We start from the raw sequence: 11,301 nt of genomic DNA on the forward strand, positions 1-11,301 counted from the left end.
CAACTATCAACGAAAATAATCCATCAAGTGCACGTGAATTGTTAGCTTATTACGAACGTGAACAATATGGAGATGCGAACGTTTTTTATGATACGTATTACTCTAATTCTTATCAAAGAGAACAAGATAGAGACAACCCTTACAAGGATGATAAACCAAAATACGAGAAGAAAAATGGTAAATACGTAATTGTAAATAAATACAAAAATGTAACACCCAATTATTCTGATAAACACAAAGGTTTTATCCCAAGAATGGTAGATCCTGCCTCTGAAAAAATGTACAAAGCCATTGCTGGCATTCCACCAAATAGTAAAAGAAGACCCACTTTTGCAGAAAACCTAAAGTTTATGTTTAGCTATCAATTTGGGTATATGTATGGGCGTTATTTTATGTGGAATTTTGTTGGGCGTCAAAACGACATACAAGGTAGATTAGATATATTTAACGGAAATTGGCTATGTGGCATTGATGCCATTGATGAAATGAGATTGGGCTCTCAAAAACAATTGCCTACGCAAGCTCTAGAAAATAAAGGACGAAACACTTATTATTTTTTACCCTTAATTTTAGGTCTTATAGGCTTATTTTTTCAAATAAAATGGGACAAAGAAAACTTTTTTGTACTCTTTCTATTTTTTGCTTTTACAGGTTTTGCCATTATTTTTTACACCAACCCAAAACCTTTTGAACCTAGAGAACGTGATTACGCTGTAGTAGGCAGTTTCTACATTTTTGCTATTTGGATTGGCTTTGGAGTTTTAGCTCTTTACGAATATTTAAAGAAATTTGCGAACAAAAAAACAATCGCTATTGCTATTTCTGTAATTTCACTTTTAGCGGTACCTACTTTAATGGCTTCTCAAAATTGGGACGATCATGACAGATCAGACCGATTTACAACACGCTTAAACTCGCAAGCATATATAGAAAGTACAGACAAAAATGCCATTATGTTTACGATTGGAGATAATGATACATTTCCTCTTTGGTACATGCAAGAAGTAGAAGGTATTAGAACCGACATCAAACTAGTAAATACCAGTTTATTTGCCACAGATTGGTATATAGACCAAATGAAACGTGCTACTTATGATGCAGCTCCAATACCAAGCCAGTTAACACACGACCAATATAAATATGGTAGTTTAGATATTGCTTATCATATAGAACATCCAAGATTTAAAGATTCTATTATAGAAATTAAAGATTTTATGCGTTGGATTGCATCTGATAATGATGCAACTTTCATTGAAACTGAAAATGGAGAGAAATTAAAATACTACCCAACCAATAAAATTAGAATTCCTGTTAATAAAGAAAACGTCTTAAAAAATGGTATAGTTGCTCAAAAAGATGCAGACAAAATTGTACCATATATAGATATTGAAATTGATAATAGGGGCATTACCAAAAACCGTATTTTAATGCTAGATATTTTAGCAAACAATGATTGGGAGCGTCCTATTTATTTTACGGGTGGTGCAAATGCAGATGAAGAATATATTTGGTTAAAAGATTATTTACAATTAGATGGTTTGGCGTTTAAATTGGTACCTATAAGAACACCCTCTAAATACAAAGACCAAAGTGGTAGAACAAGAGAAATTAGTTTATTTGATATTGGTAGAATAGATCCAGAAAAAATGTATGCCAACATTAACAAATTAGAATGGAGAAACATAAATAGTGGCGAAATTTATTTAGACGAACAAACCAAAAGAAATGCCATTTCTCTAAGAAATAGTTTAATGCGTTTGTCTGAAGCCTTTGCAAAAGAAGGAGATACTATAAAAGCTGTAGAAGTTTTAGATTTATCTTTAAACAAAATGCCAATCGAAAAATTTGACCATTACAGCCTTTCTCTAGGATATCCAGAAATGTATTATAGTTTGGGCGAACCAGAAAAGGCAGAAAAAACTGCCAAAACTTTACAAGGCTTAATTACTGAAAAATTAGTGTGGTTAAGCACGTTTGATAAAGAAGATTCAGATATTATTTTTGATGAAATTGACACGTCTTTATACATGTTTAAAAACTTAATAGACCAAGTAGAAAGAGGTAGTAACAATAAAGCGTTTATTTCTAAAATTCAAGAAGATTTTATGACAACCGTAAAACGCTTTAATTATTTAATGCCCGATGAAGAAAGTACAGACGATTTAGAGTTAATTAAAGAATAAATTGAAATTATATTTCCCCAGAACGCCAAATAGTATTATGAGATTATTCTCTAAATATATTTGGCGTTTTTCTATTGAAAAAAAGGAAATATATTTAACTTTTGATGATGGCCCAACACCCGAAATTACCCAGTTTGTTTTAGATGAATTAAACAAATACAATGCAAAAGCTACTTTCTTTTGTATTGGTAAAAACATTAAAAATCAACCAGCAATTTTTAAGCGAATTATTGCCGAAAAACACTCAGTAGGCAACCACACACAAAACCATTTAAATGGCTGGAAAACCTCTAAAAAAGAGTATGTAGATAATTTTTTAGAGTGCGATTCTATCATTTCTAGCACAGTCGAAAAACCTCAAAAAAAGCAACTATTTAGGCCACCTTATGGCAAGTTAAAAAAGAAACAAGCTGAAAAAATACTAAAAAAAGGCTATAAAATTATTATGTGGTCTGTGTTGTCTGCAGATTTTGATACTAGCATTACCAAAGAAGAATGTTTAGAAAACGTACTACAAAATACCACGAATGGCAGTATTGTTGTTTTTCATGATAGTGTTAAAGCTTCTAAAAAATTAAGGTTTACATTACCAAAAGTGTTAGCACACTTCTCTAAAAAAGGATATGCTTTTAAGGCAATACAATAAGCTAACAAACTAGTTTAGCCCAGATTGAAACGACATCCTTTTTTGAGGAACGAAAAAAAGATATAGTGGAAAGCTGGAAATAGCTTCAAAAAAATTAAAGGTATTGCTTTACCAAACCAATTAGTGTAGATGCATCTTGAAAACCTGTTTGACGCCATTTCATTTCGCCATTCTTGTAAATCATAAAAGTTGGGTTACCTTTTACTCTGAGCGCATCTGCAAGTATTTCGTTTTTTTTAATATCTATTTTAATAACTTTGGCTTTGTCTCCTAATGCAGCTGCAACGTTTCTAAGCATTTTTACAGTGTTTTCTGCATCGTCCCAATCTGAATAAAAGTCTATAAGAACGGGTTTTTGTACACTAATTATTTCACCAAATTTTGTCATAACGTAATTATTTTATTAAAGGGGAATAACGTATAAATTAAGTATTGTTGCTACACAAAGATACTTAAAAGCATTTAAATGATCTGATTATCAAGCTTTCTTCAATTCTATAACCGTAATTTCTGGCCAAATACCTACTCTACCAGGAAAAGCATGGTAGCCAAAACCTCTATTTACATTGATAAATTTACCTGCTTCTTCATACAAGCCAGCCCATTGTTTATATACAAACTGAGAAGGACTCCATTTTAACCAACCAGGAATTTCTATACCCATTTGCAAACCATGTGTATGGCCACTTAAAGTTAAATGATAATGAAAAGGGTCTTCTTTTACTTTATACTCCCAATGACTTGGGTCATGTGTCATTAAAATTTTAAAATCGTCTTTATTTACTCCTTTTGCTGCTCTTTCTAAATCTCCTGCTTGGTTGAATCCTTTTCCCCAGTTTTCTACACCCAGAAGTGCAATTTTTTGACCGTCTTTTTCTAAATATCTGTGATCATCTAACAGTAAATCGAAGCCAATTTTTTTATGGATGTCTTTTACGGCTTGAAAATTATCAATCTTATCTTGTGGGTTTTTCCAATCCATATAATCTCCATAATCGTGATTTCCTAAAATGGAATATTTGCCTTCTTTTGCTTCTAACTTGTCAAAAACAGCAATCCAATTATCCATTTCATCTGCTTTATTATTTACAATATCTCCTGTAAATAGCATTAAATCTGATTTTTGTTGATTGATTAAATCAACACCATATTGTATTTTTTCTTTGTTGGTAAAACTACCTGAATGGATGTCTGATATTTGTGTGATGGTATAACCATCAAAAGCCTCTGGTAAATCTGTAAATGTTAATTGATATTTTAAAACTTTGTAATTGTATTTACCTTGTATAATACCATAAATAAAACCAGCAAATGGTATTGCTGCAATGCCTAATGCCAATTGTGCAATAAATTTTCTTCTGCTTGGTAATGGTTGTGTTTCTCCAGGAGAAAGTGCAGAAATTGCTTTTGCAATCCACCTGTAAATATCTTCGCCAAAAAGAATTAATAAAATAACTATTTTAGGTATTAAAACCGTTAACATAATACCCATAGCCATTTGAAATTGTGGGGTTTGTCCTTGGCCTCTATCATAAGTTATGGCAACATAAAAGAAATTTAAATACGCTGCTAAACTTATAAAAATCCATAAATACTTTAAAACTTTACTTTTAGAAACTGTTTTTAATGCCTGAAATGCGTAAAACTCTAATAAAAAAATTACTGCCAATAAAATGACCAATCTAATAATCCAACGCATAAAATAGAAATATTTAAAAAAACCTAACAAATATACTTGTTAAAACATGAATGAATTTTAATAGCATGTTAAAGTTTTGTAGCTTTAGCATTCCAAATAAACCTATTAAAATGTCAGACCAAAAAAGAGTATTTTTAGTGGATGCATATGCATTAATTTTTAGAGGATATTATGCATTTATAAAAAACCCAAGGATAAATTCTAAAGGATTAGACACCTCTGCAATAATGGGGTTTATGAACTCGCTTTTAGATGTAATAAAGAGAGAAAGACCCGATAAATTAGCCGTTTGTTTTGATAAAGGTGGCAGTACAGACAGAGTAGAATTGTTTGAAGCCTACAAAGCCAATAGAGATGAAACACCTGAAGCCATAAAATTAGCTGTGCCTTATATTTATGAGATATTAAAAGCGATGCACATTCCTATTATGGTTAAAGAAGGTTTTGAAGCAGATGATGTGATTGGTACGCTTTCTAAACAGGCAGAAAAAGAAGGCTATCAAACATTTATGGTAACACCTGATAAGGATTTTGCACAATTGGTTTCTGAAAATATTTTTATGTACAAACCACGTTTTGGTGGTGGTTATGATGTTTGGGGCGTGCCAGAAGTACAAGCAAAATTTGAAGTTACAGATCCTTTACAAGTAATCGATTTTTTAGGAATGATGGGCGATTCTGCAGACAATATCCCAGGTTTACCTGGAGTTGGAGAAAAAACTGCCAAAAAATTCTTAGCTCAATTTGGTTCTATGGAAGGCTTATTAGAAAACACCGATCAACTAAAAGGCAAAATGAAAGAAAAAGTAGAGGCTAATAAAGAATTAGGCTTGCTTTCTAAAAAACTAGCTACAATTATGCTAGATGTTCCAGTAACTTTTAATGCCGAAGATTTTGAGCTAGATCAACCAGATATAGAAAAAGTAACCGAGCTTTTTAATGAACTAGAATTTAGAAATCTTTTAACCAATTTCTTAAAAACCTTTGCTGTCGCAGATCTAGTAGAAGAAGATGTAGCCAAAAAAAAAGTAGCAAAAACCCAAAAAGCGCCTTCAAATTCAGAAGGACAGTTCGATTTATTTGCAGCGCCAGGAGCTGGAAGTGTTTCTGAAGCAGAAGTAGCTGCCGGTTTTAAAACCATAGCAAACACCAATCACTTTTATCAACATATAGATACTGCTTTTTCTAGAAAATTATTATTAAAAAAATTAATGGAACAAACTTCGGTTTGTTTTGATACAGAAACTACGGGTTTAAAAGCATTAGAAGTTGAATTGATAGGAATTGCTTTTTCTTACGAAGCTGGCAAAGGCTATTATGTTTCTTTTCCTGAAGATCAAACAGAAACCAAAGCTATTTTAGAAGAATTTAGACCTTTTTTTGAAAGTGATATCGAAAAAATTGGACACAATTTAAAATACGATATCAAAGTATTGTCTAACTACAACATGCCAGTAAAAGGCAAATTATTTGATACCATGATTGCGCATTATTTAATCAATCCAGATATGCGCCATAATATGGATGTTTTGGCAGAAACGTATTTGAATTATCAACCTGTTTCTATTACTGAATTGATTGGTAAAAAGGGAAAAAATCAGCTTTCTATGCGAGTGGTTCCTATTGCAGACCAAACAGAATATGCTGTAGAAGATGCAGACATCACCTTACAATTAAAACAAATTTTTACAGGCGAATTAGAAAGTGGTAACGTAACCAAATTGTTTAACGAAATTGAATTGCCTCTAGTTTCGGTTTTAACCGCCATGGAAATTGAAGGTATCAATCTAAACACAGATTTTCTAAAAGAATTGTCTGTTGCTTTAACTGATGATATCAACAGATTAGAAAAAAGTATTTATGAGCAAGCTGGAGAAGAGTTTAACATAGGGTCTCCAAAACAATTAGGAATTGTACTTTTTGAAAATTTAGAGTTGGTTAAAAAACCAAAAAAGACAAAAACGGGTCAGTACAAAACAGGAGAAGACATTTTATCTTACTTGGCAAAAGACCATCAAATTATTAGAGATATTCAAGAATATCGTCAGTATAAAAAATTGCAAAGTACGTATGTAGATGCTTTGCCAAATGAAGTGAATCCAAAAACTGGCAGAGTGCACACAGCTTATGCACAAGCAGTGGCTGCCACTGGTAGATTAAGTTCTAACAACCCGAATTTACAGAACATTCCTATTAGAACAAAACGTGGTCAAGAAGTGCGTAAAGCTTTTGTGCCAAGAGACGAAAATTATGTTTTGTTGGCAGCAGATTACAGCCAGATTGAATTGAGAATTATTGCAGCTTTAAGTGAAGAGGAAAATATGATTACTGCCTTTAAAAATGGCGAAGATATTCATGCTTCTACTGCTGCAAAAGTATTTAATGTTCCTTTAGAAGAAGTTACGCGTGAACAACGTAGCAATGCAAAAACCGTAAATTTTGGTATTGTATATGGTGTTTCTGCTTTTGGTTTAAGTAACCAAACCAATCTTTCTAGAGGTGAAGCCAAAGAGTTGATTGATACCTATTACGAAACCTACCCAAAATTAAAAGCATACATGGCTGCACAAGTAGATTTTGCAAGAGAAAAAGGCTATGTAGAAACCGTTTTAAACAGACGTAGGTATTTAAAAGACATCAATTCGCGAAACGCGATGGTTAGATCTGGAGCCGAAAGAAATGCTGTAAACGCGCCTATACAAGGTTCTGCAGCAGACATTATTAAATTAGCAATGATTAATATTCATAACAGATTTGAGAAAGAAAACTTTAAGTCTAAAATGTTATTACAAGTGCATGATGAATTGGTTTTTGATGCGCATAAAGACGAACTAGAAACCATAAAACCCATTATAAAACACGAAATGGAAAATGCGTTTACAATGGCTGTTCCTTTAGATGTAGAAGTTGGTATTGGTGAAAATTGGTTGGAGGCGCATTAAATAATTTAGTTTGTTTCTTTAGGTGAAATCTTCTAACTTCGTTGACATATATAACGAATTAAATTTCGGGCATATCTGAAAACACGTTGGGCTTAATTACCTACAAATAACAAAACTCTGATAACTCCTCAAGTTGACTTTATTTTTTAGTACTTTTAAAACAAAATAAACGACTCTATTTAAAATAAATGACAAAAAAAGAATACCTAAATTTAATTGGACTTACTGCTAATCCTTTTCAACATACTAATGCTGATAAAGAAAGTGATATCATTGATAAATATTTCATTTCTCCCGATTATTTTGAAGATGTTTGGGGAGATCCTGAAAATCCAGTATCTAACATAGTTTATGCTCCAAGAGGTGGTGGAAAAACGGCACAGAGAGTAATGATTGAAAAAAGGGCAGAACCAATTGACAATATACTTACGATAACATATACTGACCATGATTTATCAAAATTCAAGAATATTGAAGAAGTAAATTCCAATTATCATTTAGAATATTTAAACAGGTTATTACTTCTTTCTTTTTTTAATAGACTAAATAATTTACATGATTTTCAGTATATCTATCAATTTTCCTACAAAGAAAGACAGTTTATTTATAAACTTTGTAAAATATATTTATTTGAGACTCCTGCTTCATTTCCAAATCAAGCTATTAATTCTTTAAAATCAATAGAAGATTTTGCTACAGATTTATGGAATAAATTTCGAACTCCTTTCGCTGAAGTAATCAAAAAAATAAGTAAAGCAAAAGGTGTAGAAGTTGATTTATCAAAAATTGAATTCGATAAAAAAATTCAATTATCGCACAAAGATAACTTGTTCAATATACGTTCATTTTTAGAAAGAGTTGGCATTGACACAGTTTACGTTTTAGTTGACAAAGTTGATGAGTTAAGTTTAACTGGCAATAATCCTAAAGCAAGTTATAGCTTTATTTCTCAAATTATACGCGATTTAGAACTTTTAGAAATGCCAGGAGTAGGTTTCAAATTTTTTCTTTGGGATGAGTTAAAACAATATTGTGCAAAAGACGCAAGACCTGACAGAGTTTATAGTTACCAATTAAAATGGACTGTTGGCCAAATTAGAGAAATGTTGAATAAAAGATTATCAGCATTTAGTGATGGAGTTATAAAAGAGGCATCTGAACTTTTTGAAACAAAAGTAAGCTTTGGAAGAGTTATTGTCTTTTCCGAATTTTCCCCAAGGGACTGTATAAGAATTTGCAATAGAATACTATCAGAACAATTAAAAGAAAACCCGAAAGCTTTAAAATTTCAACCTCATATTGTTAATAGATCAATTGATATGTTCTGCAAGGAAAAGGTTGAGGAATTAATCTCAAATCAAAGTAACTTAAGACATTTGTCAAAAATAAATGCTGTTTCTTTTACAATTGAAGAATTAGTTTCTAAGAAAGTAGCAGCTGATTCTCCTGCTATTAGAAATATAATATTCCCATGGACAAAATCAGAGCTTTTAAAAAAAATAGGATTAGTAAAAAGAAAATCTAAGAAAGCTGTCAATGAATATGCTTTTTCAGATATTCGAATGGCTAGATATGCAACCCCATCAATAGATTTAAACACTTTCATAAAAAATAAAATTAAAAGATGTGTTGTCCCAGAATGTAAAACCTTTGCATATAGAGATTTTGACAAAAAGCCATATAATTGTTTAGAATGTAATACGCATTTAACAAACTAAGCCCAACTTAAGCCGTATATAATTCATCGCTAGTTATAGCCTACTTAGGAAAGTCCTCGCAGACTTTCTATTCGGTTTATACTTGTTAATTTAGTTGCTGAAACACGCAACAAAATCATACATAAACCCTTAGTAAAACTTTCTAAAAAAACGAAAAACCCAAACCAAAAGAAACGCTATCTAATCTATTATTTTCAAAACCTGCTATTCCTTTTCTATGAAAATCAATCCTAACAATGGTATTCCATCTATTTTCGCTAGCAATTTGAAAACCCAAACCAAAACCATAATAATTACCATCAGGGTATCGTGAAGAAGGTGTCCACATTTTACCATATCTAATTTCAGTAAAAAAAGCATCATCATCTTTTTCTACTATATTATACTTTAAACCTCCATAAGTTGGAAAAGCATCTACAGCATAATTGAAATGAAAATCATAACCTCCGTTAATGCTTATAGCCACTCTTTTTTTAAACTCATAACCAATACCAACTCTAAAAAATAAGGCAGCAGGTTCTATTAAACCTTCCCCATCATCAGTATCAAAAGGTGTATAATTTTCATTAATACCTAATGTAAAATTAAAATCTCCTGTAATAAATGGTTTTCCTAATTTTTCTTGAGAAAATAAATTTTGTAGAGCACAAAAAATAAAAATAATGGTAATTTTTTTCATTGATTGATATTATAGAATCAGACGAAACAAAAATTATACCATTTATTATATTTAAAATAATTGTAATTTCGCATCCGTATTATGAGCATCATTTCTAAAGACATACAAAAAGCAGTACAACTATTAACTGATGAGCAATTGGTAGCCATACCCACAGAAACAGTCTATGGTTTAGCAGGAAATATTTTTAGTGAAAAAGCAATCAAAAGCATTTTTTCAACTAAAAAAAGACCGTTTTTTAATCCGTTAATTGTGCATATTCCTTCTGCTGAAGCTTTAGAAAATGTGGTTACACATATTCCTGAAAAAGCAAAATTATTAGCAGATGCTTTTTGGCCAGGTTCTATGACGTTGGTTTTAAAGAAAAACAGTAAAATACCTGATTTAATTACAGCTGGTAAAGATACAGTAGCTGTTCGTGTTCCTAATCATCATGTAACTTTAGCTTTATTAGAACAATTGCCTTTTCCTTTGGCTGCACCAAGCGCGAATCCTTTTGGTAGTATTAGCCCCACAAAACCATCGCATGTAGAAAACTATTTTAAAAACGAACTACAAATGGTGTTAGATGGTGGTGCTTGTAAGAACGGAATTGAATCTACCATTATTGGTTTTGAGAATGATGCCCCTATTATTTACAGATTAGGTGCTTTGGCTTTAGAAGATATTGAAGCTGCTGTTGGAAAGATTGCTATTAAAAATAAAAAAGAACAAAGCCCTGATGCTCCAGGAATGTTGGCAAGACATTATGCCCCAAAAACAAGGACTTTTTTAGTTGATGACGTTGCTAGTGAAATTGAAAAACATCCGAATAAAAAAATAGGCATTTTGGTATTTAAAGATACTTTAAATGATGAGAATGTTACCGAAATTATTTTGTCTAAAAATAGCTCTATGGAAGAAGCTGCAGCCAATCTTTACAGCTCTTTACATTTGTTAGATACTTACAATTTAGATGTAATTATTGCAGAACGTTTTCCAGAAAATGGATTGGGAAAATCGATAAACGACCGTTTGCAACGTGCTACTTTTGCTTAAAATTATCTTACAAATCTGTAGGTAGCTTTTATTAAAAATGTATCTTCTGCTGGTGCATCTATAACCTGTCTTCTAATACCTTCACTTAAAGAATCAGCTACATTCTGCAAGCCAGAAGAACCTCTCGCCCAAACAAAAAATAATTCAGATCCAGGTATATACTCCCATCTGACAACGAGATTGGTTTGTAATTGTGCAAATGAAAAATCTGGGTTGCTAATTGTGTAATCTGTTATATTATCTCGATTTTCATCAATTAAAAAACTATCGGAAGCATTATTGTATGAAATTTGATTGTTAGTATATAAATTTACCCTGTCTTTAAAAGATACTGCTGTAGGATCATTTACAAAATTCAAATCAGAATAACGTCCTCTAGAAATAAAAGGTTGCCCA

Annotated in this window: 8 protein-coding genes and 1 pseudogene; 5 read left to right on the forward strand and 4 right to left on the reverse strand. The window is 31.6% G+C overall.

Annotation, left to right across the window (positions count from 1 at the left end; all coding sequences use genetic code 11):
* Positions 1-2,183, forward strand: a 2,183-nt coding sequence (locus ACTG3S_RS12435; RefSeq protein WP_439129667.1) for a hypothetical protein, incomplete at its 5' end; no start/stop codon positions are given.
* 37 nt (positions 2,184-2,220) lie between these two features.
* Positions 2,221-2,829, forward strand: coding sequence for a polysaccharide deacetylase family protein (locus tag ACTG3S_RS12440; RefSeq protein WP_439129668.1), 609 nt, complete (start codon positions 2,221-2,223; stop codon positions 2,827-2,829).
* Between the two features lie 94 nt (positions 2,830-2,923).
* On the opposite strand, the gene ACTG3S_RS12445 is transcribed toward ACTG3S_RS12440, so the two are convergent.
* Complete coding sequence (locus ACTG3S_RS12445; protein WP_439129669.1) at positions 2,924-3,217, reverse strand: thioredoxin family protein; 294 nt, start codon at positions 3,215-3,217, stop codon at positions 2,924-2,926.
* A 90-nt stretch (positions 3,218-3,307) separates the two neighbouring features.
* Positions 3,308-4,528: a metallophosphoesterase gene (locus ACTG3S_RS12450; RefSeq protein ID WP_439129670.1), complete on the reverse strand. Its 1,221-nt coding sequence runs from the start codon at positions 4,526-4,528 to the stop codon at positions 3,308-3,310.
* A gap of 110 nt (positions 4,529-4,638) precedes the next feature.
* Between ACTG3S_RS12450 and polA the strand changes: the two genes are divergently transcribed.
* A complete protein-coding gene (polA, locus tag ACTG3S_RS12455) occupies positions 4,639-7,470 on the forward strand; it encodes a DNA polymerase I (protein WP_439129671.1) in 2,832 nt (943 codons plus the stop codon).
* A gap of 188 nt (positions 7,471-7,658) precedes the next feature.
* Positions 7,659-9,188: a P-loop ATPase, Sll1717 family gene (locus tag ACTG3S_RS12460; RefSeq protein ID WP_439129672.1), complete on the forward strand. Its 1,530-nt coding sequence runs from the start codon at positions 7,659-7,661 to the stop codon at positions 9,186-9,188.
* Between the two features lie 142 nt (positions 9,189-9,330).
* Here ACTG3S_RS12460 and ACTG3S_RS12465 read toward each other — a convergent pair whose 3' ends face one another.
* On the reverse strand, positions 9,331-9,867 hold the full coding sequence (locus ACTG3S_RS12465; RefSeq protein WP_439129673.1) for a hypothetical protein: 537 nt from the start codon (positions 9,865-9,867) through the stop codon (positions 9,331-9,333).
* An 81-nt stretch (positions 9,868-9,948) separates the two neighbouring features.
* Between ACTG3S_RS12465 and ACTG3S_RS12470 the strand changes: the two genes are divergently transcribed.
* Entirely contained in the window at positions 9,949-10,905 is a 957-nt protein-coding gene (locus tag ACTG3S_RS12470; RefSeq protein ID WP_439129674.1) for an L-threonylcarbamoyladenylate synthase, read from the forward strand.
* Between the two features lie 2 nt (positions 10,906-10,907).
* Here the strand turns inward: ACTG3S_RS12470 and ACTG3S_RS12475 are convergent.
* A pseudogene (locus ACTG3S_RS12475) lies at positions 10,908-11,301 on the reverse strand (DUF5916 domain-containing protein); the annotation flags it as partial.

This window comes from Polaribacter sp. (assembly GCF_965656025.1).
In the GTDB taxonomy this organism is placed as follows: domain Bacteria; phylum Bacteroidota; class Bacteroidia; order Flavobacteriales; family Flavobacteriaceae; genus Polaribacter.